The organism is Paenibacillus sp. sg306046 (assembly GCF_059821225.1).
The window spans coordinates 245,279-270,237 of sequence record NZ_JCAMRT010000001.1 but is presented as its reverse complement, the minus strand read 5'-3'; the positions used below and the strand labels follow the sequence as shown (position 1 = coordinate 270,237).

Below are 24,959 nucleotides of genomic sequence, written 5' to 3'. Positions count from 1 at the left end.
GCTGCCGTTAGAACGAACGCTCGGCGCGTACGAAGGCAATGAAACGTTTGGCTTCCTCAGGCGTTAATTCCTTGCCGTCAATCGTTAACGAGAAGCTTCGAATAATACGTTCGTCGGATAGCTCCAGGCTGTCGACGAACAGCCGAACCTCCGAATCAAGCACCATCTCCGGGTCCTCTGTGCGGCCAAGTAAAAAATCAATCGAAACTTTAAAAAAGTTGGCGATTTTGACCAGCGTATCGTAGTCAGGTTCTCTTCGGTTTTTCTCATAATGCGACAAAGACGCCCTGGAAATGTCAAGCTTTATGGAAAGCTCTTCCTGTGTCAATGCCTGTTTCTCGCGCAGTGCGGCGATTCGATTCCCTATTTGCCCCAACAGTGTCACCCCAATCGGTTGTTAAAATGTGCCTTCGATAGATAGAGGTATGAGTTCTGCAGCACCTATCCAAATGCGTTTCGATATCAAGCGTCATGATTCAACAGGCGGATATGCGGGTATATGCCCCCAGCGCCTATTAGCCCCGAGTTTTCCAACGTGGTGACTGGAGTGCTGAAATAATGACGACGAAACGTTAGCCATTAAGAACAGGGGGGGATCTACAGATCATTATTGCAATTGAATAATTAAATTATACATTACGTATCGGCGTTTGTGAAGAATAGATCGACAATCCGACAAAGGAAATTTTAGAGTATAAAATATAAATAAAAGGATACAAATCGTATCCGAAATATGTTACAGTAAGTATTGTAAGCGTTGCGAAGCTTGCCAGACCGGCTTCGAGTTCACCGGAAGGAGCGCTCCGCTCTAACAAATGCGATAAAGCGCATCGCTTCATCGGCCGAGAGCTTCTCCCCGTCCACCGTTAGCGTAAACCGGCGAATGAGCAGCTCATCAGACAGCTCCAGCTGGTCCATCAGCATGCGGGCTCCTGGGTCTAAAGTTTGGCTCGGGTCCCCCGTCCGGCCCATGAGGTAGTCCAAAGTAACGCGAAACAGGTCCGCAACTTTGACGAGCGTAGCATAGTCAGGCTCACGGCGGCTCTTCTCGTAGTGACATAATGAAGCGCGGGAAATGTCGATCTTCCTGGAAAGTTCCTCTTGCGTCATGCCGAATTTCTCTCGAAGAAGCGCGATTCTGCTCCCGATCGTATGCATGGGTCTGTACCTCCAAAACTGCGCTTATCACGAAATTAAGGGAATTTGTCGAAATGTGTTGGACGAACTCACGTTTTGATTATACATTACGTAGCAAGGTTTGTGAAGAACTAGAAATGTTAATCACTAGGGACTTTAGCATTATTTTCGTGTAATTTACGCCATTAATGATACAATTAGTATCTTTTGTATGATACAATCAGTATATGGATTTCAGTGATCACGCCATGCCATTTCATAGTACATTAGGGAGGAATCCTCGTATGATCGGTGCACGTATTCAACAGCTTCGTCATCAGAAACGCATGTCTCTCACCGAACTCGCTGCGCGGGCAGGCGTAGCCAAATCTTATTTGAGCTCGATCGAACGGGATCTGCAGTCGAATCCTTCCATTCAGTTTCTGCGCAAGCTGGCGCCAGTCCTTGGGGTGAACGTGCAGACGCTGATTCTTCACGAGGGTACAGACAAGCAGGAGGAGCTGGATCAGGAATGGGTGCAGATCATTCAGGAGCTGAACGAGCTGGGTCTGAGCAAGGATTCTTTGCGACGGATCGTCAGGCAGCTCAAGTCGCGTGAGCCGTTATCGTACGAGCATGCCCAGTGAGCAGGACGATGAAGCGGCGTCTGGGTGAAATGCGACAATACGTGACAATCAATGAGTAAACTGGGGGGAATTTTCAATTCTAAAGAAATCTTTATGTACAGGAAATTAGCTATTTCAGACTATCAAAAAATGTGATCATACCCGATAAAATACATAACAAGCAGAAGACGTTTATCCGGTCAGCTTTGAATCAGGAATGGAGAGAGAGGTAATTATGGAATCAACCATATCATTGGACATCAGACATATGTTGAGGCAAATGGGGGTAAATCCGACGAAGGCGATGAAGTTACTCGCCAGTCTCTCCGGCAGCAAGGCTGACGCTGAACTGGAGCCATTGGGCGAAGCGGCTCTCCCTGACAGCCACCAAGAGGATCATGCCTGCGATTTGCAGCGCTAGATCATTTACTCCCTCATTACCTCTTTCAGTCTATCCTGACAACAGCCCCTTCCTGCAAGCGGCGGCAGGACGATTTGCCGCTGCCGAAACTAATACTTGAATCGGCGCCGCAACCTTTGCTATCATAGCGATATCCTATGAAAAGTAAAGGTGTGAGGCCAGTGACGAAGCGCGCTTATAATTTCAACGCCGGACCGGCTGCCCTGCCTCTGGAAGTGCTCCAGCAGGCGCAGGAACAGTTTGTCGAATACCAGGGCATCGGCATGTCGATTATGGAAATTTCGCACCGCAGCTCGCAATACGAACAACTGAATGCAGAAACGCAAAGTCTTCTGAAGGAGCTGTACGCCATTCCCGACGGTTATCAGGTTATGTTCCTTCAAGGCGGCGCCAGCACGCAGTTTGCGATGATTCCGATGAACCTGCTGCAGCCAGGCAAGACGGCTTATTACGTCCAGACCGGCGCTTGGGCGAACAAAGCGATCAAGGAAGCGAAGCTGTTTGGCGAGGCGGCGATTGCAGCCAGCTCCGAGGCGGACAAGTATACGCGGATTCCGGACCTGAGCGGTCTTCAGCTGGGCGATGACGCGGCTTATCTGCACATCACATCCAACGAGACCATTGAAGGAACCCAGTATGCCGACTATCCGGATACCGGCAGCGTGCCGCTGATCGGCGATATGTCCAGCGACATTTTATGTCGTCCGGTTGACGTATCGAAATTTGCGATGATTTACGCAGGCGCGCAAAAAAATCTCGGTCCGTCAGGCGTTACCGTTGTCATTGCCAAGGATGAGCTGGTCCAGCAGTCGCCGAAGCATTTGGCGTCGATGCTGCGTTATGATACGCATGCGAAGGCCAACTCCTTGTACAACACGCCTCCGGTTTATTCCGTCTACATGGTGAATCTGGTGCTCAAGTGGATTCGCGATCATGGCGGCGTAGCGGTCATGGAGAAGCGCAACAAGGAGAAAACAAGCCTGATCTATGATGCGATCGACCGCAGCGGCGGCTTCTACCGCGGCGTCGTGCAGCCGGCTTACCGTTCCTTGATGAACATTACGTTCCGCATGGAAAGCGAAGAGATGGAGAAGAAATTCGTCAAGGAATCCGAGCAGCACGGATTTGTCGGCTTGAAAGGACATCGCGACGTAGGCGGGCTTCGCGCCTCCACGTACAATGCTGTGCCGCTTGAGGCTTGTCAGGCGCTCGCCGCCTTCATGAGCGACTTCCAGCAGCGCAACGGCTAAGCTCGTCAGCCAGCGGCCCGCTCACGGGCGGCTTAGGCGCGTCGCCGTGCGTCAGCCGTAGAGCGCGGCCAGCGCCATGCACAAAGCAGCCTCTCCAGAACGTCTCTACGTTGCTGGAGAGGCTGCTTTCGTGCGTCTGCGTTGTCCGAGTGTCCCGCGGGGAAACACCCGCGGTTAAGCCAGCGATTCCTTGGCCCGCGGCTCGGCCAGCTTGTAACCGACATTACGGATGGTCACGATAAATTCCGGCGTCCGGGCATTCACTTCAATTTTTTCACGCAAATGGCTGATGTGCACATCGACGATTCGCGTATCCCCGAGGAAATGATAATCCCACACGCCATGCAGCAGCTGCTGGCGGCTCAGTACCTTGCCGCGATGCTTGCAGAGGAACAGCAGCAGGTCGAATTCTTTCGGCGTCAGCTCGATCGGATCGCCCTTCACCTTGACCTCGCGCTGGTCCGGCTGAATGACGATATGCCCGATCTCGACCGGCGCATTTTCCGCGGCCGAGGGCAAAATCTGAATGCGGCGCAAAATCGCCTGGATGCGTGAAATCAGCTCCTGCGGACTGAACGGCTTGGTCATATAGTCGTCGGCGCCGTTATCCAGCCCTGCGATTTTGTCGGACAAATCCTGCATCGCGGTCAGCATGACGATCGGCACCATATTGTTTTGGCTCCGCAGCTTGCGGCATACCTGCAGGCCATCCATTTTGGGCAGCATCAGGTCAAGGACGATGACATCGGGTCGGAAATTTTGGATCGCGGTAAACACTTCTTCGCCGTCATACACACAATGCACCTCGAAGCCTACCAGCTTCAAGTTAAATTCGATCAGCATTGAGATGGAAGGTTCGTCATCCACAACCAATATTTTTTTCTTCATCATTTTAAAAATCTCCTTTGCGGGTTACTGGATGCGACGGGCGGCCAGTGGAAAATAAGAAGGGTTGATTATCTTGTTTCTTGCGATTATGATTTTAGTAGCTTCATGGCTAGTTTGCAGAGTGATATTCTCTGTGTTTATTATCGCAAGAGACTATCAACCAAGTATTAAGATAGAGTAAACCGAGTGTAAAATCTGAGGGGAATGTTACGGAAATGGCGTTTCATATTGTGTTGGTGGAGCCGGAAATTCCGGCGAATACCGGTAATATATCAAGGACTTGCGCGGCAACCGGCACCTGGCTGCATCTGGTGCGTCCGCTTGGCTTCGACACCGATGACCGCACGCTCAAGCGGGCCGGCTTGGATTACTGGCACGCCGTCAAGCTGGAGTATCATGATTCCTTCCAGGAGGTGAAGGACCGTTATCCGGACGGCCGTTTTTTCTTCGCCACCACGAAAGCGGACAAGCTGTATACCGACTGGGAGTTTCGGGATGGCGACTTTCTCGTCTTCGGCAAGGAAACGAAGGGGCTGGACCCGCAGCTGCTGGCCGAGCATCCGGACGCGCTGATGCGTATGCCGATGACCGACGACGTCAGGTCGCTGAATTTGTCCAATGCGGCGGCCGTTATTTTATATGAAGGCTTGCGGCAAACCGGCTTCGCAGGCTTGCGGTAGACGGAGAAAGCAAGACCGAGACAGCAGCCTGTTGTGTTCTGCTTTTCCATGCCGGGTATCCAAGGGAAGGCGACCGGATAAAAATGGAAAGAAAAAGAGACAGCGGGCGGAAGGAATTTTCATAAGAACGTCGAATCCATTACGAACAGAAGATTAAGCTTCTTACCCAGTAGTGATGCAGGGTGTAAATAAATGAGTTCAAGCGAGGTGAATTAATGATGAAACCAGCAGGCGTTGTACGCAAAGTCGATCAGCTCGGCCGGATCGTGCTCCCAAAATCACTGCGTAAGCGGTATCAGATGAATGAAGGAGATCCCGTCGAAATTTTGGTAAGCGGCGATCATATTATTTTGGAGCGGTTCCGTCCACGTTGTGTGTTTTGCGGCTCGATGGAGCAGGTCAGCGATTTCAAGGAACGACATATTTGTGCGGAGTGCTTGGGCGAGATGTATCACCTCAGACCGAGCGATTCACAGGCTTAAGCGGCCTGCGTGAAACAGGCTTGCCGGCTTAAAGACCGGGCAAGCCTGTTTGCTTCGCGGCGATAAGCGCAGAGCCTGCCTCAGGAAAACAGCAATTTGTCCCTTAGCCGCTGCCATTTACGTGCTTCCTTACGGTTTCCGATTTTCTGGTAGATGGCGATCAGCCGATCGTAGACCGGCAGCTCATCCCCTGTGCAATATTGCAATCCGCTGTGCAGAAATGAAATTGCCTCCGCATACAAGCCCTGCTTGCAGCCATAATCGGCGGCCCAGAGTGACAAGCTTTCCCAGAGCTGCTCGACTGTTTCTTTTTGCTGCAAAGAGAATGGATCATAGCAGCCTGGCAAAATTTTGCCCTGCAGCTTTTCCTGCAAAAGCTGGCACATTGAATATCTGTAAGCGTTATCTTCCATATCTAGCGCAAATTGCAGCTGCTTCAGCAGGCTAACCAGGTCAAAATCCACATCGTAATTCAGCTTGACCTGGTTGCGGTCGATCGTCAGACAAGGGGCGTCGGCGTCCTCTGTTTCCAGCAGCTTGGCGAAATGGCTGAGATACACCCGCAAATTACTCATCGCCTTCGGAAAGTCGGTATTCGAAAACAGGGCGTCGCACAGCTGCTCCCGTGTCGCGCTCCGATGGACCGCCAAATAAACGAGCAAGCTTTTGGCGTGGCGGGTATTCCAGCCCTGCTGCCGCACCTGGTTGCCGATCATCACCTCGAATTGACCGATCCCGCGAAGCCGGATACGGTGTCTCCTGGGAGACGCGTGGGAAATGGTCTGCTCCCAGTAAGCGCGGAAGGTCGATTTCAGCTCCAGCTCCACCAGCGTCGGCTTGCGCGGCTCGTCGCACTTCTGTCGCCGGATGAATCTGTGCATGAAATCCGCTGTATATTCAGGATGATCGACAAAAAACAGGTTGGCTGCATCCGGTACAATGAGCACTGAGGTTGCATCCGCCAGCTTGCCGACCATCTGGGCAAGCGCCGGAGGAAAGACAGGGTCCAGCTCGCCGGCCATCAGCAGCAGCGGCCGATGGAAGGTAGAGGGAAGCGGCAGCGCGCTTTCGTTGCCCGCCGCTTCCATCGTCCGCCGGTACAGCGGCTTGGCTACGCGCTGGAATGATTCCATAATGGCGCTGCCGGCCCAGGCTGCGATCCCGTTGCCGACGCTCAGTGCCGGCAGCTGCCAGCGCGCGTAATCCTGCATAGACGCGGACAGGTCCAGCTGGCTGAGCTTGGCGTGCAGCTGCTGATGCACCGAGGCCAGCGGCACCGGCCAGACAGGCGCGAGCATAATGACACACTCGACCTTTGCCCGGTACAGAAAGGCGAATCGTTCCGCGACGAAAGCTCCCGTATCATGGGCGGCCAAAATAACACGCGGCTGTTCCAGCGACTGCAGCAGCAGATGTAAATCTTGAGCCGCGGACTCAAAGGAAGAAAGCCGTACTTCATCCTCGCTTTGTCCATGACCAGCCAGATCGAAGGACAAGATCGAATAGTGCCGGGACAAAGCTGGAATAATCGGTTGCCAGAGGGCGGAGGATAGTCCTGCGCCATGAATGAGCACAATCGTTTTGGCTGCCGGATCATGGTGAAGGCTCCATTCATAGTACATCTGGTAACCGCTAAGAGAAAAGAACATAAGCCTAAAGTCCTCCTGTGCCATTCGGTCAAAAGTAAAGCTAGGATCATAGGACTAGGTTTCAAGAAAGTATACCAAAAAAATATTGGATTCCCAACCTAAATCAAACCATTTTGCGTAAATAATAGTGAATTTGTAACCTTTCTGTAACGGGTGTTATGGTAATATTCACAATAAAGGGATTTCGAGTAAAATCTAAGCCCTCGAAAAAGGATGGGACTATACCGCAATGACTACGGCCAATCAACCCCCTATTGAATTGGATGTTTATGTGCTGATCAAGCAATTGGGCTTGGACGCTGAGCGATGGAGAACGCTAAGTTCGGGTGACGTGGACAAAGACAAGCCAACGCGAGCAGATGAAAACGATGATGAGGAAACGTAGGCAGAGGAACAGCTGGGTGTGCACAGATATTTGATACAAAATGTATCAAGAAGGATGCGAGGAACGCTGAGACTCGCGCTCAGTGACGGATTGAACGCAAGGTCCCGGAATGCCAAGACAGCCTGAGCGCGTTCAATCCATCCATTGTCACAATGAGCTTACAAGCCCTTCGTTTTGTCTTCGTTATAGGATGCGGTAAGCATTGCTGTGATGAACATCGCAAATACGACGACAATAAGCCAAAATGTAGCGGACATGTGCAGCACCTCCCACCCTGTATTATAACCAACCTGTTGCAAAAAGAAAACGATAAAAATGTGAGGTCAATACGCCTCCATTATTTGAAAAATAAAAAGTTAGTGGCGAGTGTGCGCAGCTTTCCGTTGTCCGATGGATGATTGATCACTTGCCCGTCGAAAATCAGGCTTGATGATCCGCCTCCATCCAGATTGTAAGCATCCTTGACGCCAAGCGCGGATAGCTTGTCCTGCAGCTCGGCAAGCGTAGCGCCCGAATTGCCTTTTTCATCATACCCGTCCGTCACAATAAAGAGCAGCTGATCGTTTTTGAAATTGCCGACTACAGTACGCGGCGCCCGCGCCGGCGAGGTGGTCCATGGGGCCGGAATCGCTTCTTTTTTGCCGTTCTGCAGCAAAATCGGAACGAAGGTCGCGCCGAAGGACGGCTGCAGCTTATCCAGCTCCTCTTGTCTGCTGAACTTGCCGCCGATCAGCTTGCGGTCCGTGCTCAGCCCGATAAACGTCAAATTTTCGAAGGACGGCTCGAAGCCATATACATATTTGCCGCCGACGACCGTCGTGCTGAGCGGATAACGCTTGCCGGTCCGGTTATCATCGGCGAAGCCTCCGGCGTTAACCCCTGCTACAGCTCCGTACCGGCGAACCGCCTGCATCGTCGTCTCGCTGCCTCCCACCTTGTCATCCCCAAGCACCATTTTCATCGCTTTATCCGTTTTGAGATCGACCTTGAGCGCGTAGCCCTTGTAATGCTCCTCCTGAAACGTATACAGCTTCAAATCGACATTGCCGGAATTGGCGGAACGAGTCGTCTTGCCGCCGAGCTTCGTGGCGACGCGTTGATCGAAAATCGCCGCCGGGCGTGCGACCGCCGCATCAGCCAGCTTGGATATGCTGGCAGCCTCGTTTGCGCTTTTGGCATACAGCTCGCTATATTTTTGAATCGTTGCGCGGGTCAGCACGGCGTCACTGCTTGCGCGATCCAGCTTGCTGAGGGCAGTTTGCAGCATGCTCTGCTGCTCCAGACTGACGGCTGGCCGGGCGGACGGCGGGTCAAGCGGGACCGCAGGCGGCTGCCAGAGCAGCCAGCCCAGCACGCCGAGGAACGGCGCAATCGTGAGCAGCAGCAGACGATTGATCCGTTGGACAGGATTCGGATTCATACGTCCTCCTTACTGCAGCGCGTCGAGCTGCTTCTTCAACTCGTCGAGCTTTTTCGTGACATCGGCCAATTGGGTGTACAGCTGGTTGCTGTTGTCTGTTTTATTGCTTGCGCTGTCCTTGGTGAAGGCGAGCAGCTCATTAACGGCGTCAATTTTCGTTTGCAGCTGCTTCATATCAGCGCTGACCTGCGTTTTTAGCTCGCCGATCTGGGATTGGTATTGCTCCTGAATGGTGGCGAGCTGCGCTGCATTTTGCGCGGAGATATCCGCCTTCAGCTGCTGCTGGAGGCGGTCAGTGTACACTTTGGCTCCCCAGCCTCCCAAGCCGATCAGCAGCGCCCAGACGATCAGCAAGCCGATGTAGGTTTTGGTCCGCGATCGCGGCTGGTCTCCGCGGCTGGGCCGCTGCGGTATGGCTGTTTCGGTTGACGGTTGAATCGGAGTATTCAAGACTCTCTCCCCTTCCTGTATTCGTTCGGAGAGACGCCTTCCATTTTCTTGAACACCTTGCTGAAATATTTCTCATCCTCGTACCCGACCATGGCGGCAATCTGCGCGATCCGCAAATGGGGGTTGAGCAGAAGCAGCTTCGCTTTGTCCAGCCGGATGCCGCTCAAATAATCAGATAAGTTTTCTCCGAATTCCTGTTTGAATTTGCGGGAAATGTATTCACGGCTCAAGTAAAAATGGTTGGCAATCTCCTGCAAGGTAATGTTCTGGTGATAATGCTGCTGCATATACCCCGCGATGTCAAACATGACATTGCTGTCCTGGCGCTGCGACTGGAGCAGCTGACGGGACAGCTCGGTGAGGCTGCGGACAAGCTGCTGCTCCCACAGATCGACGGCAAGGCGTCCGGCATCATCGGTTGGCACATGAAACGAAGCCTCGTCACGCGGCTGATCGGCCGGCGGGCTGTCGCCAAACCATTCGATAAGCCAGCGGTTTTTGTAGCCGTTGTATTCATGCCACCACAGCTCAAGCTGCTCGCTGCTGAGTGTCTGCAGGCTGCGGACAGTTGCCATCCAGGCGGCTACGGCTTTGCGGACCTGCTCCTCGCTGCCGCTGCGGACTGCCAGCCGAATGTGCTCCGCATGCTCGTTCAGCGACAAGCGCGGCACAGGCAGCGCGGAGGCGTCCTCGTAATGGTGGATGCGCTGGTCCAGCACCAGCAGATTGCGCCGTCTTAGCGCCAGCTTGGCCGCCGCATACGCCTCGCGCAGCGAATCGGGGAAGGGCAGCGGCCCGCTCACCCCGATATCAAGCGAGCTTTGGAACGTGTGCGCGATACAAGCCTGCACCTGCCGCAGCACAGCCTCCGACTGGTCCGGCGCGCCAAGCAGCAGCAGCACAATCTCGTTGTCACTGTTCCAGTAACGGAACGCTACGCCGGCCCGCCCGTCCTGCTGCTCGATCAGCACCTCATTGCATACGTTGATCAGCGAGAAATAAACGAGGTCCCATTGGGACCAGAAGCTGTCCCGCAGCTTGCCGCTGAGCGTGTCGAGGCTGAGCACGGCAAGCCTGCACAGCTGCGTCTGCGCGCCGATGCCGTACATGTCGGCGATTTCGCGGGCGTACTTGTCAAAGGTTTTGGGCTCGGAGACGAGGTTGGACCAAATGGTATCCCAATATACCGGCTTGATCTGGTTGATCTCCATATTGCGTTCCTGCTGCTGCCTGCGCTGTGTCTGCTCCTTGAGCAGCAGCCCGGCGGCACGGGCTACGGTTTCGACGAGCTGCTCGGCGTCGACAGGCTTGAGGATATAATCGACGCCGCCGTATTTGACCGCATGTCGCACCAGCTCGAATTCTTCATGACCGCTGACGACAATCGTTTTGGCGGACGGCAAATGCTCATGCAGCCATACCATCAGCTCCTTGCCGTCCATCAGGGGCATCATCATATCGGTGAAAACGAGCTGAGGCGGCCGTTCCCGCATCAGCTTTACCGCCTCCTCGCCATCCTGCGCTTCAAGCACCGTGTGGATGCCGAAGTCCGTCCAGGGCACGAGCAGCTTGATCGCTTCGCGTACGTGCTGCTCATCATCCACGATCAGCGCGATCATGTTCATCCACTTCCTTCTGCCGGGCTGGAAATCGGAGCTGGACCTGGAAGCCGCCCAATGACCCGCACCGCTCCAGCCGCATCTGAATATCCTCCGCATAATAAAGCTTGAGTCGGTCCCGCACATTGTGCAAACCGATGCTGTGGCCTGCGCCGAGCACTTCCGCAGGCAGCTCCAGCGTACGCTGTAAGGTCTCCAGCTGCTCCGCGCTAACGCTTCGTCCGTTGTCCGACACGTCAAGCAGCAGCCAGCCCTCCGCGTCGCAGCTTGCCGAGATCGCAATCCGGCCCGGCTGGGTACGCGGGTCGAAGCCGTGCTTGAAGTAATTTTCCACCAGCGGCTGGACAATCATCTTGGGCATCAGCGCGTCGGCTGCGGCCTCCTGCACCTCAAAGCTGACCTGCAAATCGCTGGTAAAGCGCTGCTGCTGGAGCTGCAAATACGAGCGGACATGCTCGATTTCCTTTTTCAAGGGCACGAAGGCTTCGCTCGTATCCATGCTGTAACGCATCATCCTGGCCAGCGCCGACAGCAGCGAATATACTTTGGGCGCCTGATGCTGCAGGGCCAGGGTACCGATGGATTGCAGCGCATTGTACAGAAAATGCGGATTAATTTGCGCCTGCAGCGCTTTGAGCTGATGGGTTTTATTCGCAATTTCCAGCTTGTATTCCTTCATGATCAGCTGGTTGATCGTCTGCATCATGACCCGGAACCGATGCGCCAAAATAGCAAGCTCGTCATTGCCTTTGACGTGAATATCGACCTCCATGTTGCCGGTCTGGATTTTCCCGATGTAACCGAGCAGCAGCTTGATCGGGGCGGTGAATCGGAATGTCACAAACACGGTGCCCGCGATGACGATAATCATAAAAAACAATAGAATCATCGCATTAGCAAACGTAAGCTGCCTGGCATGCTGGTACAGCAGCTCATTCGGAATCCGCTTGACGATGGTCCAGGGCATCCAGGGCGCGTCCATGCGCTCGTAGATGTGGATACCCTTGAAGCTCGCATCGCTCCAGCTGTAGCTTCCGCTGTCCGCCGGGCGCGCCAGCAGCTCGGTCACCCAGCCTTGGTCGAGGCGTTGACCGCGGCTGGCTGCGTCCGATCCGTATACGACGATGCCATCGGCATCAAGCACATACAGCTCCTCGCCCTGGGCGTACAGCTGCTCCCCGATCGACTGCAGGAAGCTGATATTGACATCGAGCGAAATCGTGCCCAGCTCCTCCATTGTGAGCGAGTTCAGAATCGAACGGTGCAGCGTAAGCACGGGAGAGGGGGCCGTCACATTCACAGGCTCTGCGCCATACGTATGGCTTGGATGCGTCGGTTCGACCCGGATATCGCCTTTGTGGATATCGGGATTATGCGCCTGCTCTCCTTCGCGGCCGGACGTGAGCGCTCCCTTCGTATACAGGTACGCCTTGTCTGTACGCTTGAGGTACAGAAACACCTGATGAATTTCCTTGACGGAATTCGTGATGCTTTGCAGACCGCGGACAATCTCGCCCCGGCTGCTGTACGTAGGGACGTTTTCCTCAATGACCGTATAGAAGGAAGCATCATTATAAACGAGCAGCGAAGCTTGCTTGATGCCTTCCATATAATTGGCGAGATTCGTTTTGCCCTGATAAATCAGGTTGGAGTTCGTCTGAATCGACTCCCGGATCATCTGCCGCTCCGTGACGACATACGTAACGATCATCGAGGTGCCCAGCGGCAGCAGCGTCGCAGCCAGCAGGAATAAAATCAGCTTGCTGCGGATACTGTTGCGGATCATGCGGACGACTCCTCCCACTTCAGGTAAGCTTTAATTGTAGCAACATTCATCAATATTATCCACCTGATACGTCACAAGAATCGGTGTTAAGCAGCGCCGCTTGTTTTTATACTGAAGGTAAGCTTTATGAACCAAGCATAGCACAGCTTCAAGAAAGGGGAGGGTTGGCGTGAGAACAACTCAGCGGTTTTCCGCCGCGCTGCAGCAGCTTGTGTTTGTCGGACCGGCGGTTGTTTTCTTCAGCGTCATCGTGATCGTTCCTTTCCTCATGAGCATGTATTATTCGTTCACGGAATGGAATGGGGTAACCGCTCACGTGAAGTGGGTCGGTCTGGACAATTTCCGGCAAATTCTCGCCAGCGACAAAGATTTTCACAAATCGTTCTGGTTCACAACACGGTTCACGGTGACGGAGGTGCTGCTTTCCAACGTTGTCGGCTTCGGACTGGCGTTGCTGCTGACACAAGCCTTGAAAACACGCAACATGCTGCGTACCGTATTTTTTATGCCGAACGTCATCGGCGGGCTGCTGCTCGGCTTTATCTGGCAGTTTATTTTTGTCAAAGGCTTCGCAAGCATTGGAGAGCTGACCGGCCTGGCATTTTTCCAGCTCCCTTGGCTTGGCGATGCGCCGACAGCGTTTTGGGCGCTGATTATTGTAAGCGTCTGGCAGCATGCCGGATACTTAATGGTCATTTATATCGCGGGCTTGGCCAATGTGCCCAGGGAGCTGCGGGAGGCGGCCACCATCGACGGAGCCACCCGCTGGCAATCGCTCCGTCAAATTACGCTGCCGCTGATTATGCCGTCCGTTACGGTTTGTCTGTTTTTGACGATTTCATGGGCGTTTAAAATGTATGACCTGAACGTCTCGTTAACGCAAGGCGGGCCGTTCAATTCAACCCAATCCGTCGCGCTGAACATTTACGAGGAAGCGTTCCGAAACAATCGGTACGGCCTCGGTACGGCCAAAGCCTTTCTGTTTTTCCTCGTCGTGGCAATCATTACGATGATTCAGGTGCGCATGACGAAAAGCCGGGAGGTGGAAGCGTGATGGAAACGGCCAAACTGGATCGGCTTCGTCTATTTTCTCTGGAAGTACTCGGGATTTTGCTTGGCTTGCTGTTTCTGGTACCGTTTTATTTCGTCATCGTGAATTCGATGAAAACATTTGCGGAGCTGCTGGTGAACACATCGAACCTGCCGCAGTCGCTGAGCTTCGCCAACTATGCCAAAGTATGGACGATCATGAAGTTTCCTCAGGTATTCAGCAATTCCCTGCTTATTACGGTGGCGAGCAACCTCGGTCTGGTGCTGATCAGCTCGATGGCCGCGTATCGTCTGGTGCGCCACCCGTCGCGGTTTAACAACCTGCTGTTTCTGGCGTTTGTCGCGGCGATGGTTATTCCGTTCCAGTCGATCATGATCCCGCTGGTGAAGGTCGCCAGCGAGGTCGGCCTGATGGACAGCCGTCTTGGCCTCGTTATCTGTTATTTCGGCTTTGGCGTATCGCTGAATGTTTTCCTGTATCATGGCTTTATCAAGTCGATTCCGCGCGAAATCGAGGAGTCGGCAAGAGTGGACGGCTGCTCGCCGTATGGCGTGTTCGCAAGAATTGTGTTCCCGCTGCTCAAGCCGATGTCGGTGACGATTGTGCTGCTCAACAGCCTGTGGATCTGGAATGACTTCCTGCTGCCGCTGCTTGTGCTGAACAGTCCGGAGCTGCGAACGATTCCGCTGGCGACCTTTTCATTCTTCGGGCAATATACGAAGCAGTGGGATTTGGCGTTGGCTGCGCTGGTGCTTGGCGTGATCCCGATCATCCTGTTTTTTCTGGCCATGCAGAAATATATTATCGAAGGTATTACAGCAGGCTCGGTTAAAGGGTAATCCAACATTGAGGGAGGTCGTTTCATTATGAAAGCAAAAAACATCGTAAATCTCGGTCTGGTCGCCGCACTCGCCATGACAGCCGCTGCCGGCTGCGCCGGGCAAACGGAAACGCCGGCAGCCGGAGGCGGCGCGACAGGCGGAGTTTCCGGCGGCGCCAAAACGGTGACGTTGAAAATGTTCCAGTTCAAGGTGGAAATTGCTGAGCCGCTCGCCAAGCTTGCCGCCGAATACGAGAAAGCCAACCCGGGCGTGAAGATTCAAATCGACACCGTCGGCGGGGGCGCGGATTACGGCGCTGCGCTGATGGCCAAGTTTAACTCCGGCGACAAACCGGATATTTTCAACAACGGCGGCTTCTCCGATCTGGACAAGTGGATCGAGCATCTGGAGGACTTGTCGGCCGAGCCTTGGGTCAAGGACCTTGTCGAGGTCGCCAAGGAGCCGATGACCAAGGACGGCAAGCTGTACGGCCAGCCGCTTAATCTGGAGGGCTACGGCTTCCTGTACAACAAGGATCTGTTTGCGCAAGCCGGCATTACCGAGCTGCCCAAGACGTTGAGCCAATTGGAGGAGGCCGCGAAAAAGCTGCAGGCGAAAAACATTACGCCATTTGTGAATGGCTACGGGGAATGGTGGGTGCTCGGCAATCATTTCGTCAACCTGCCGTTTGCTTACCAGGCGGACCCGAACGGTTTTATCGCCAAGCTGAACGACGGCTCCGCCCAAATTCCTGGCAATGCCGTGTTTGATAGCTGGGTGAAGCTGTTTGACCTTCAACTGCAATATGGCAATAAAAACCCGCTGCAAACCGACTACAAGACGCAGGTGACCGACTTTGCAATCGGTAAAGCGGCGATGACCCAGCAGGGCAACTGGACGCAGCTGCAGCTGACGCAAACGAATCCGAACCTGAAGGTCGGCTTCCTGCCGATGCCGATCAGCGATGACGCCGCGGCGAACGACAAGCTGCCGGTCGGCGTGCCGAATAACTGGGTCATCAATAAAAATTCGGCGAACAAGGAAGAAGCGAAAAAGTTCCTGAACTGGCTCGTCACCTCGGATATGGGGAAAAACTACATGGTCAAGGAATTTAAATTTATCCCGGCCTTCAAGTCGATCCCGGCTGATGAAAGCGTGCTGGGGCCGCTGGCCGCCGACCTGATGAAGTACAGCAAGGAGAACAAAACGCTCAGCTGGAACTGGTTCAAATTCCCTGGCGGCGAAGCGTCCAGCAAGAAGTTTGCCGCCACGATGCAGGCGTATGCCGCGAAGCAAAAAACGAAGGAGCAAATGTTTATCGAATTCCAGGATACGTGGAACAGCTTGAAGAAAAAATAAGCCTGCTCCGGCTGGCGCCGTCCGAATCAAACAGGGCGGCGCTTTCGCTTGCTTTCCGCGAGAAATTCGGCATATAGTGGCATTGCCCCGCAAAGAACGCCCTGCACGCCTGATTATGAACCGATACGTGCCTAAAGCAGGATTTTGCCGTTTTGCAAGCGGATTCGGCATTGATACAATGAAGCTAATTGCATCAACAGTCAGCTTGGGCGATGAGAGAGGCGGAATGGTGGAGGATGGGTGTGAAATTCGGAGGTAGACTCGCGAATTGGCTGGATGCGAGAAGGGCGGCGGTGCCGCCTGATAAGCAGCTGTCGAAGGAAGCGGGCATCTCGCTGTTTATTCATTTTTGCTTTCAATTTGGGGCTTCGATGTCCGGCGTCTTCCTGACCTTGTATTTGTGGCGGCTAACGCAAAGTATGGCGATTAACGGCATTTATTATGCCGTCAACTATTTGGCGGTAGCCGTTGCCTTTATTGTAGGCGGTTGGCTGATCAAGCGCAGAAGCCAGATGGTCGTATATCGGCTCGGAATTGCGATGAACGCGGTGTTTTATTTGGCCGTTGTATTCGCCGGAGAGTATGTGGTGACGTTTTATGTCCTGTTTGCGATATGCAACGGCATCGCCAGCGCCTTCTACTGGGTCGGCTTTTTGACCCTGATGTATGATGTTTCCACCGACCGCAACCGCATCCGTTATTTGGCGATCAATACCATTACGTTTACGCTCGGAGGGTTGATCGGACCGGCGCTGGCCGGCTTTCTCATTCGCTCCAACGACGGACTGCAAGGGTATACGTTTGTGTTTGGCATCGCTTGTGTTATGTTTCTGATCGCGACCATCGGCAGCCTGCGTATTCAAATGACCGGTTCCCGGCATAAAGCGTATTATTTGAAATATACAAGCTTGCTGCTGCGCAAGCAGCGGCGCTGGGCCAAATCGCTGTTTTCCTTTTTCACATTGGGGCTGCTGCAGGGACTGATGCTGTTTTTGCCCAACATCTTAATTTACCGGATCGTCGGCCGTGAAGATATTGTCGGCTATCTCGGCGTGCTGCTGGCCGCCCTCAGCATCGGAGCCGGATTTTTTATTTCTCGCTTCGGCACGGAGGAGCGCACCCGGGCGTTTATTTTATATACAGCTGTCGGCTTTGTCATCGGCTCGCTTTGCTTGCAGGCGGAGATGACGCTGATGACCGTGCTGTTGTTTATGTTTATTTATTCCATATGCGCGCCGCTGCAGGGCAATGCCGCCACCTCTTACTTTTACGGGCTGATTGGAGAGCTGCCGCTGCGGGGCGAGCTGCGTGTAGAGTCGATTGTGCTGCGTGAAATTTTTATGAATATCGGACGTGTCGTGTCGATTTTCACCTTCGTGGCGCTGACGCAGCAGTACGGCTTCGAGCTGCTGCCGGCCATTATTTTGACGACGGCTGTGCTGCAGTTTGCCATGGTCTCGCTGATCGAGCGCAGTCCGGCGGCGGGGCAGCCGGATATCCGGCAGGCGGCTAACGGAGGGGAGCGGGCCTGACGATGCAGGGGCAGAAGCGGTATGGAGCTTTTTTGTACAAATGCATGGTTCTGGCGATGCCGGGGGGACACTGTATATAGGATGTTAGACGAAGGCAAAACAGCTTGCTTCCAATTGGAGCACAGCATGAGCTTCGCGCTGACCAAGCTGTTGACGAGAGGAGGAGAGCTGCGATGGTTCAATGTTTGATCGTCGGAGGCGGGATTGCCGGACTTCAGGCTGCCATTCAGCTGGGCCGCTATCAGCGCTCGGTGCTTGTCGTGGATCGGGGTTACGGGCGCTCCACCATATGCGGCGGCTACCATAATATCATCGGCTGGCCGGATGGGGTGTCCGGCACAGAGCTGCGGCGTCTTGGACGGCAGCAGGCTGAACGGTACGGGGTCAAGTTTCTCGATGACGAGGTGAAGCAGGCTGTTCATGCCGACTACGAGCTCAAGGTGCTGCTGGCCTCCGGTGGAAGGCAGTATGGCCGCACGCTGCTGATCGCTACCGGCGTACGGGACAATTACCCGCCGCTGCCCGGACTGGAGGAAAAGCTGGGCCATAGCATCTATGTGTGCCCGGATTGCGACGGCTATGAGACGATCGGCAAGCGTACCCTTGTACTTGGCGCGGGGAAGGCGGGCGCTGAGATGGCGTTGGCCTTGAGCCGCTGGTGTGAGGATCTGGTTTATATTGACCATACGAACAGTGATTTCGGCTACAATACGCGCATAGAGCTGGGGCAACGCGAGATTGCCTATATCGGGATGGAAATTACAGAGGTGCTGTCGGCTGACAATCCGTCTGAGTCCGGTCCTGCGGCTTTTGCCGGCGTGCGGCTGCAGGATGGCACGGTTGTCGCAGGGGACCTGGGCTTTATTGCCTTCGGCGGGAATAAGGTCAACTCCGACTGGGCGGTGCCGCTTGGCATCGAGCGGTTGGAGAACGGGCATATTGTCGTGGACCCGCGGTCGAAAATGACGAATGTGCCTGCTGTCTGGGCGGCCGGCGATATCGGCGTTCACGCGGAGCAAGCCGTGATCGCGATGGGCGAGGGAGCGCAAGCGGCTATCTGGATGCACAAGTGGCTGCTTGATCGCCGCCTCTAGCGCTGCTGGCCGGAGGGAGCCGGGCTCTGATGAGCCCGGCTGTTTGGCATGCCGTCGTGGTTGTGATGCCGCCCCAGCTTCGGCTGGCTGTCCGAGCCGGAAGAAGCGGCGGCCTGTCCGGCGATGGCCGCTGCAGAAGCGGGCGCAAGCAGCCTGGCCCGCTGTCCTTCCACGACATGGGCGAATGCAAGCAGCGCCTCCTCCCCTTGAGGCGTCAGCTTATAAATGCCGCGTTCGACGCGCTGAAACCACGCGTACACATTTTTTTGCAGCATGCCTGCTGCACGGCTGTTGCCGCACAGCTCCCGCAGCTTGCGCGGCGACAGCGGACCGTGCTCCTGCAGCAATACGGCGAGCTGCAGCGACTTCTCCCGGTACGCGGTGACCAGCTTGCGCCGGGTGCTGCCCCCCACGTTGTAATCGCCCTCGCGCTCGCGGAATTCCTGCTCAAGCCTGCTTGCCGCCAGCTTGCTGCGCCGTGGCGCCCGTCCGCTTGCTGAGCCGCCGGCCAGCGGCGTATCCGGCGGATGGCATTCCACCTCAACCCGCGGCTTCCGGCTGCGATAAAATTGCACCGTCATCAAGCCAATGCCGAGCATCCCGCACAGCCGCCGCAGCTCCGGCCAGCTTGCGCCATGCGGCGCGCGTCCTTTATTTGGCCGCTCGAAGGCGACATAGACGAACCGTGTGAGACGGAGCCGGTCGATGCCCTGCAGCAGCAGGGGGATGGAGAAGGAACGCTTCAGCTCCACGATCAGAGGCGGCTCCTCGCCCCTTAGGGCGACCAGATCGCAGTGTCGCACTTCTCCGCGAACCTCATAGCCCTGCTGCTCCAGATAGGCTTTGACCGGCGCGTACAGCTCTGTTTCGCTTTTGATCGGCATCTTGCTTCCTCCTTTCACACGGCTGCTTGCCGCACATCGCATTGTTCCGCTTCTACAAGTACTCACATTATAGGCAAAATTAAAATATCGGGCAACTTCGTACGAGTTTCTGCATAGGTATTTAATACACTTCGGATTTCAGACGAGCGCTTCCGCTGCCTGACAATGCATAGCCGCCCTTAGCTAGTGCCGACATTCTTGAAAGCTGGTTTTGCCTGCTGCGCAAAGCCCGGAGGAGGTAAGTAACATGAATATATTCAAAAAAATCGCCGATTATCGCACGGAGACGGAAAGGCTGGCCTGGTCCGGCACCTTCGCCGAATACATGCAGAAATTGCGCGATAATCCTCGCCTCGCCATGACGGCGCATGCGCGGGTCTACGAAATGATCGCTTCTCACGGCATTACGGATGAGGGCGGGCATCGGAAGTATCAATTTTTTGAACAGGAAATTTTTGGATTGAATGCTTCGGTCGAAAAGCTGGTGGAGGAGTATTTCCACTCGGCTGCCCGGCGTCTGGATGTGCGTAAACGCATCCTGCTGCTGATGGGACCGGTGAGCGGCGGCAAGTCGACGCTTGTCACCATGCTCAAGCGGGGGCTGGAGCAGTTTTCACGTACAGATCATGGTGCGGTGTATGCGATCAAGGGGTGCCCGATGCATGAGGAGCCGCTGCATCTGATTCCGCACGAGCTGCGTCCGGAGGTTGAACGGGAGTTTCATGTGAAAATCGAGGGCAACCTATGCCCCTCCTGCCAAATCCGGCTGCGCGAGGAATACTGCGGCCGCATCGAGGATGTCGCCGTGGAACGTGTGTTTATTTCCGAGGACAGCCGCACGGGAATCGGGACGTTCAGCCCGTCTGATCCGAAGTCGCAGGATATCGCCGACTTGACCGGCAGCATCGACTTCTCGACGATTACCGAATATGGCTCTGAATCGGACCCGCGCGCCTACCGGTTTGACGGGGAGCTGAACAAGGCGAACCGCGGGCTGATGGAATTTCAGGAGATGCTCAAGTGCGACGAGAAGTTTTTGTGGAACCTGCTATCGCTGACCCAGGAGGGCAATTTCAAGGCCGGCCGGTTTGCGCTGATCAGCGCCGATGAACTGATTATCGCCCACACCAACGAATCTGAATACAAATCCTTTATCGCCAATAAGAAAAATGAAGCGCTGCAGTCGCGAATGATCGTCATGCCGATTCCTTATAACCTGAAGGTGTCGGAGGAAGAAAGAATCTATACGAAGCTTATCGGCCAAAGTGACATGAAGCACGTACATATCGCGCCGCATTCGCTGAGGGCCGCAGCGATTTTCTCCATCCTTACCCGTCTGAAGGAGTCCAAGAAGCAGGGGATGGATTTGGTGAAGAAGATGCGGATGTACGACGGCCAAGAGGTCGAGGGCTACAAGGAAGCCGATCTGAAGGAAATGCAGAGCGAATATTTGGAGGAGGGCATGACCGGGATTGACCCGCGTTACGTCATCAACCGCATATCCAGCGCGCTGATCCGCCAAGATCTGGAGTTTATCAATGCGCTGGATGTGCTGCGCGCGCTCAAGGATGGACTGGATCAGCATCCGTCGATTACGAAGGAGGAGCGGGAGCGGTACTTGAACTTCATCTCCATCGCGCGCAAGGAATATGACGAGCTGGCCAAGAAGGAAGTGCAGAAGGCGTTTGTGTATTCCTTTGACGAGTCGGCCAAAACGTTGTTTAACAATTATCTGGACAATATCGAGGCGTACTGCAACTGGACCAAAATCAAGGACCCCTTGACCGGTGAGGAAATGGACCCGGATGAGCGGCTGATGCGTTCGATCGAGGAGCAGATTGGCATTTCCGAAAATGCGAAGAAGGCGTTCCGCGAAGAAATTTTGATCCGCATGTCCTCGTATTCCCGCAAGGGACGCCGGTTCGACTACAGCAGCCATGAGCGGCTGCGGGAAGCGATTGAGAAGAAGCTGTTTACTGACTTGAAGGATATCGTCAAAATTACAACGTCAACCAAGACGCCGGATGAAAATCAGCTCAAGCGGATCAATGAAGTGATTAAGCGGCTGGTCGAGGAGCACGGGTATACGACGGCCTCGGCCAATGAGCTGCTTCGCTACGTAGGCAGTTTGCTTAACCGGTAAGCGCCGGGAGCGAATCCGCCGTGGACCTTCACTTTGGGTCGTACCCTGCACGGTGCAAGCGCAAAAACCCCGTCGAAATCGCGAATAAGCGGTTTGACGGGGTTTGTTTGTCAGAGCGAGTGCTTCAGAGGCACTGCGCTTCTTAATTATCTTGTCGCACAGCAAGCGACGGCTCCGTATTTTCGGTGTCTACGGCGATGGCTTCAGACCGGACAGGACGGGCGGCATCAAAATATCAACCGTTGTGCCTTGACCGAGCCGGCTGTGGATGTTCATCTGGCCTCCGTGGTTTTCGATAATTTTGAAGGTGACCATCAGACCTAGACCGGTTCCTTTTTCCTTCGTGGTATAAAACGGTTCGCCCAAGCGGGGCAGCCGGTCCTCCGGAATGCCGCAGCCCTGATCCTCGAATCGGAGCAGCACCCGGCCGTCGTCATGCCGCTTGAACTGTACGGTAATGGTGCCGCCGTCAGCCATGGCATCCACCGAGTTGTTTAATATATTGATAAACACCTGCTTGATCTGATTTTCATCACAGTTAATAAGCGGCAAATCCGGCTCGGCTTCCGTTACAATATGAACATTCCGCGCCATCGCCTGGGAGCCGGTCAGCAGCAATGTATTTTGCAGAATGGCATCCGGGTCTTTAGGCTCGAACACAACGGACTGCGGCTTGGCAATGACGAGAAACTCGCTGACGATGAAGTTAATTCGGTCAAGCTCCTCCAGCATAATATTGAAGTAATGCTCGAAGCCATCGACGCGTGACTGCATCAGCTGGACGAACCCTTTGAGCGAGGTCAGCGGGTTGCGGATTTCATGCGCCACACCGGCCGCCATCTGGCCGACGATCGACAGCTTTTCGGAGCGCAGCAGCATTTCTTCCGCGCGTTTGCGTTCGCTGATATCTTGCCCGATCATAAATACGCCGGCAATTTGCTTGCCTACGAAAATCGGGAAATTATGCAGGCTAAGCTCGACCCGGCTGCCGTTTTTGTGTCGGAAGGCGATCTCATAGTGGGTGGGCGCGCCGTCCAGAGTGGATTGGAAGTTGGAAGACCAGGTTGTGTATTGCTCCGGAAACAGCAGCACATCAATGGTTTTGTTCAGCAGCTCCTGCTCGGAGTAGCCGGTAGCCTCGAACATCACCGGATTGACGCTCGTAAACTGTCCGTTTAAGTTGAAGGAACAAATCGGGTCCGGATTGTGCTCAAATAACGATTTATATCGCAGCTCGCTTTGCTCCAGCAAAATTTCCGCTTTGCGTTTCTCGTACAAAGCCTGAATCATGGCGTACGAGCGCGCGAAACGATAATCCTCTTCCTGGGCCAGCACAGATTCGAACAAGTCATCGCCGTCTTCGGGAATGCCGTGATCCAGCTCCTTCATTTTCAGCAGCAGGCTCATAATCTTCGTAATATGCTCACTGTGAATCCAGGCCGCCGATGCTGTTTTATAAGGCGAATCGGGTCCGGTCTGCAGCTTGACGATTCCTTTGCGCGGTTCATAGGCGGTTACATGGTTCATATTGACTACATTCATCTGATCAATAAGCCGAAAGCCCTCCTCGAACAGCCACTCCTCGAAGGCTTCCAGCGAAGCAGCCCAATAAAACTTGTCGTTCACCGTATGAATCATATATTCTTTGTCGCGGATACATTCGATTTTCACAACTTCATCGGACGGGATGATCAAAATTGACGAGCTTTTTTTGTCACGAACAACTGGGATTTTTTGCATAAAATGAAATCACCTGCCTGTCACATTCGGTTCATTATAACACGTATGTCAGCCCTGTCCCAGCTAAATTTGCAGGCGGATGACAAGTCCGATCAAGGTGAAGATCAGCGTCGGAATCGTCAGAATGAAGCCGGCTTTCATATAATATAGCCATCCGATGGAAACTTCTTTTCGCGCCAGCACATGCAGCCAGATTAGTGTGGCCAGCGAGCCGATCGGCGTCATCTTGGGCCCCAGATCAGCGCCGATGACATTCGCATACACAAGCGCTTCCCGGATGATGCCGGTTGTTGACGTCTCGTCGATCGCCAGCGCGCCGATCATCACAGAAGGCAGGTTATTCATGACCGAGGACATCACGGCGGCCAGCATGCCCATGCCAAGGCTTGCCGCCCAGACGCCGTATGCCGAAAACCATTCAATCAACCCGGCCAGCCAATCGGTTAAACCGGCGTTCTTTAAGCCGTACACCACGACGTACATGCCGATGGAAAACCAAACGATCGACCACGGAGCTTCCTTGGCTACGCGCCGAATTTTCATGACGCCAGTCCGGTGCGCCGCTATGGCCAGTATGGCAGCGGTTGTCCCCGCCCAAGCGGAAACGGGAATACCCAGCCGCTCGCAGAACAAATAGCCGATCAGCAGGGCGGGCAGCATGACCCAGGCGAGACGGAATAAAAACAGGCTCCGGATCGCGTCCTTCGGCTGCTTCGCTATACTTGCGTCGTATTGTCCCGGAATTTGCTTCCGGTAAAACCAGAGCAGCATGCCCATGCTGGCGAGCAGCGAGCACACGGTGGGCAGCAGCATGACCGACGCATAGTCCCCGAAGGAGATATGGAAGAAGTCCGCCGACACGATGTTGACCAGATTGCTGATGACAAGCGGAATCGACATCGTGTCGGCGATAAATCCGCTGGCCATGACAAAGGCCAAAATATAAGGCGGTCCGAGCTTGAGCGACCGGACTTGAGCGAGCACGATCGGCGTCAAAATCAAGGCCGCTCCGTCATTGGCAAATACACAGGCAACGGCGGCGCCAAGTATAATCGTGAGCATAAACAACCGTTTGCCGTTGTTGCCGGCCAGTCGTACCATATGAAGCGCCGACCATTCGAAGAAGCCAAGCTCGTCCAGCACCAGCGAAATAACGATCAGAGCAATAAACGTGAAGGTGGCGTTCCAGACGATCCGGGTGACCTCCAGCACATCGGCCCAGTCTACGACGCCGAGAAGCAAAGCAATCACAGCGCCTGCAACTGCCGGATAGCCGATGCTCAGCCCCCGGGGCTGCCAAATAATGAAGACCATTGTGATGATAAACAGGGAGCTTGCAAGAAAAACAAACATAGGACAGCCTCCGCGTATGTCGATCCATTCATTTCATGCTACGTAATTAACCTATTATAGCGCTTGTCGAAATATGAAGTAAATGATAATGAAGCGGGAACCGTTGGAATTAGATTTTCGTAGTAAAGTTCACATAATTAGGCTCATGACAAATCACTTTGTTTTCATTATAATTTTAGTTAAGATGCATTGTTCAAGTTGGCAAGGATG

The 24,959-nt window shown here is 54.2% G+C and carries 21 protein-coding genes; 10 read left to right on the top strand and 11 right to left on the bottom strand.

Going from position 1 to position 24,959, the window contains the following annotated elements:
• Positions 1 to 7: 7 nt before the first annotated feature.
• Positions 8 to 376, bottom strand: coding sequence for a helix-turn-helix domain-containing protein (locus tag AC6ROY_RS01175; protein ID WP_500098124.1), 369 nt, complete (start codon positions 374 to 376; stop codon positions 8 to 10).
• Positions 377 to 786: 410 nt separating this feature from the next.
• Complete coding sequence (locus AC6ROY_RS01170; RefSeq protein ID WP_500098123.1) at positions 787 to 1,158, bottom strand: helix-turn-helix domain-containing protein; 372 nt, start codon at positions 1,156 to 1,158, stop codon at positions 787 to 789.
• A 263-nt stretch (positions 1,159 to 1,421) separates the two neighbouring features.
• On the opposite strand from AC6ROY_RS01170, the gene AC6ROY_RS01165 reads away from it, so the two are divergent.
• Together AC6ROY_RS01165 and serC are read left to right on the top strand one after the other, a co-directional pair.
• On the top strand, positions 1,422 to 1,763 hold the full coding sequence (locus AC6ROY_RS01165; protein WP_500098122.1) for a helix-turn-helix domain-containing protein: 342 nt from the start codon (positions 1,422 to 1,424) through the stop codon (positions 1,761 to 1,763).
• A 561-nt stretch (positions 1,764 to 2,324) separates the two neighbouring features.
• Positions 2,325 to 3,413 (top strand): 3-phosphoserine/phosphohydroxythreonine transaminase, encoded by a 1,089-nt coding sequence (gene serC / locus AC6ROY_RS01160; protein WP_500098121.1) that lies wholly within the window; start codon positions 2,325 to 2,327, stop codon positions 3,411 to 3,413.
• 174 nt (positions 3,414 to 3,587) lie between these two features.
• On the opposite strand, the gene AC6ROY_RS01155 is transcribed toward serC, so the two are convergent.
• Positions 3,588 to 4,304: a response regulator transcription factor gene (locus AC6ROY_RS01155; protein ID WP_500098120.1), complete on the bottom strand. Its 717-nt coding sequence runs from the start codon at positions 4,302 to 4,304 to the stop codon at positions 3,588 to 3,590.
• Between the two features lie 212 nt (positions 4,305 to 4,516).
• Here AC6ROY_RS01155 and AC6ROY_RS01150 point away from each other — a divergent pair, with 212 nt between their 5' ends.
• Positions 4,517 to 4,981 (top strand): tRNA (cytidine(34)-2'-O)-methyltransferase, encoded by a 465-nt coding sequence (locus tag AC6ROY_RS01150; protein ID WP_500098119.1) that lies wholly within the window; start codon positions 4,517 to 4,519, stop codon positions 4,979 to 4,981.
• Positions 4,982 to 5,199: 218 nt separating this feature from the next.
• Positions 5,200 to 5,463: an AbrB/MazE/SpoVT family DNA-binding domain-containing protein gene (locus AC6ROY_RS01145; protein WP_500098284.1), complete on the top strand. Its 264-nt coding sequence runs from the start codon at positions 5,200 to 5,202 to the stop codon at positions 5,461 to 5,463.
• 80 nt (positions 5,464 to 5,543) lie between these two features.
• Here AC6ROY_RS01145 and AC6ROY_RS01140 read toward each other — a convergent pair whose 3' ends face one another.
• The 5 genes from AC6ROY_RS01140 to AC6ROY_RS01120 all read right to left on the bottom strand — a co-directional run bounded on the left by AC6ROY_RS01140 (position 5,544) and on the right by AC6ROY_RS01120 (position 12,772).
• Complete coding sequence (locus AC6ROY_RS01140; protein WP_500098118.1) at positions 5,544 to 7,112, bottom strand: alpha/beta fold hydrolase; 1,569 nt, start codon at positions 7,110 to 7,112, stop codon at positions 5,544 to 5,546.
• Positions 7,113 to 7,834: 722 nt separating this feature from the next.
• The gene (locus AC6ROY_RS01135) at positions 7,835 to 8,917 is read right to left on the bottom strand and encodes a phosphodiester glycosidase family protein (RefSeq protein ID WP_500098117.1); all 1,083 of its coding nucleotides are present in this window, start codon (positions 8,915 to 8,917) and stop codon (positions 7,835 to 7,837) included.
• A gap of 9 nt (positions 8,918 to 8,926) precedes the next feature.
• Complete coding sequence (locus AC6ROY_RS01130; protein WP_500098116.1) at positions 8,927 to 9,367, bottom strand: hypothetical protein; 441 nt, start codon at positions 9,365 to 9,367, stop codon at positions 8,927 to 8,929.
• Positions 9,364 to 10,992, bottom strand: a complete 1,629-nt coding sequence (locus AC6ROY_RS01125) for a response regulator (RefSeq protein WP_500098115.1) — start codon at positions 10,990 to 10,992, stop codon at positions 9,364 to 9,366. Before AC6ROY_RS01125 ends, AC6ROY_RS01130 begins: the two co-directional genes overlap by 4 nt.
• Positions 10,964 to 12,772 carry a cache domain-containing sensor histidine kinase gene (locus tag AC6ROY_RS01120; protein ID WP_500098114.1) on the bottom strand — a complete coding sequence of 603 codons (1,809 nt, stop codon included), beginning with the start codon at positions 12,770 to 12,772 and terminating at the stop codon, positions 10,964 to 10,966. Before AC6ROY_RS01120 ends, AC6ROY_RS01125 begins: the two co-directional genes overlap by 29 nt.
• A 169-nt stretch (positions 12,773 to 12,941) precedes the next feature.
• On the opposite strand from AC6ROY_RS01120, the gene AC6ROY_RS01115 reads away from it, so the two are divergent.
• From AC6ROY_RS01115 to AC6ROY_RS01095, 5 genes are all read left to right on the top strand, one after another.
• A complete protein-coding gene (locus AC6ROY_RS01115) occupies positions 12,942 to 13,826 on the top strand; it encodes a carbohydrate ABC transporter permease (RefSeq protein ID WP_500098113.1) in 885 nt (294 codons plus the stop codon).
• Positions 13,826 to 14,662 (top strand): carbohydrate ABC transporter permease, encoded by an 837-nt coding sequence (locus AC6ROY_RS01110; protein ID WP_500098112.1) that lies wholly within the window; start codon positions 13,826 to 13,828, stop codon positions 14,660 to 14,662. The genes AC6ROY_RS01115 and AC6ROY_RS01110 overlap by 1 nt, the downstream gene beginning before the upstream one ends.
• A 27-nt stretch (positions 14,663 to 14,689) precedes the next feature.
• Positions 14,690 to 16,003: an ABC transporter substrate-binding protein gene (locus AC6ROY_RS01105; RefSeq protein WP_500098111.1), complete on the top strand. Its 1,314-nt coding sequence runs from the start codon at positions 14,690 to 14,692 to the stop codon at positions 16,001 to 16,003.
• 236 nt (positions 16,004 to 16,239) lie between these two features.
• Positions 16,240 to 17,535 (top strand): MFS transporter, encoded by a 1,296-nt coding sequence (locus tag AC6ROY_RS01100; protein WP_500098110.1) that lies wholly within the window; start codon positions 16,240 to 16,242, stop codon positions 17,533 to 17,535.
• Between the two features lie 173 nt (positions 17,536 to 17,708).
• Positions 17,709 to 18,629 carry an NAD(P)/FAD-dependent oxidoreductase gene (locus AC6ROY_RS01095; protein WP_500098109.1) on the top strand — a complete coding sequence of 307 codons (921 nt, stop codon included), beginning with the start codon at positions 17,709 to 17,711 and terminating at the stop codon, positions 18,627 to 18,629.
• On the opposite strand, the gene AC6ROY_RS01090 is transcribed toward AC6ROY_RS01095, so the two are convergent.
• Positions 18,626 to 19,513 carry a DUF2161 domain-containing phosphodiesterase gene (locus AC6ROY_RS01090; RefSeq protein ID WP_500098108.1) on the bottom strand — a complete coding sequence of 296 codons (888 nt, stop codon included), beginning with the start codon at positions 19,511 to 19,513 and terminating at the stop codon, positions 18,626 to 18,628. The genes AC6ROY_RS01095 and AC6ROY_RS01090 overlap by 4 nt on opposite strands.
• A gap of 247 nt (positions 19,514 to 19,760) precedes the next feature.
• Between AC6ROY_RS01090 and AC6ROY_RS01085 the strand changes: the two genes are divergently transcribed.
• Positions 19,761 to 21,656, top strand: coding sequence for a PrkA family serine protein kinase (locus AC6ROY_RS01085; RefSeq protein WP_500098107.1), 1,896 nt, complete (start codon positions 19,761 to 19,763; stop codon positions 21,654 to 21,656).
• Between the two features lie 189 nt (positions 21,657 to 21,845).
• Here AC6ROY_RS01085 and AC6ROY_RS01080 read toward each other — a convergent pair whose 3' ends face one another.
• Together AC6ROY_RS01080 and AC6ROY_RS01075 are read right to left on the bottom strand one after the other, a co-directional pair.
• Positions 21,846 to 23,396 (bottom strand): ATP-binding protein, encoded by a 1,551-nt coding sequence (locus tag AC6ROY_RS01080; protein ID WP_500098106.1) that lies wholly within the window; start codon positions 23,394 to 23,396, stop codon positions 21,846 to 21,848.
• A gap of 63 nt (positions 23,397 to 23,459) precedes the next feature.
• Entirely contained in the window at positions 23,460 to 24,749 is a 1,290-nt protein-coding gene (locus AC6ROY_RS01075) for an arsenic transporter (RefSeq protein WP_500098105.1), read from the bottom strand.
• Between the last annotated feature and the right edge of the window lie 210 nt (positions 24,750 to 24,959).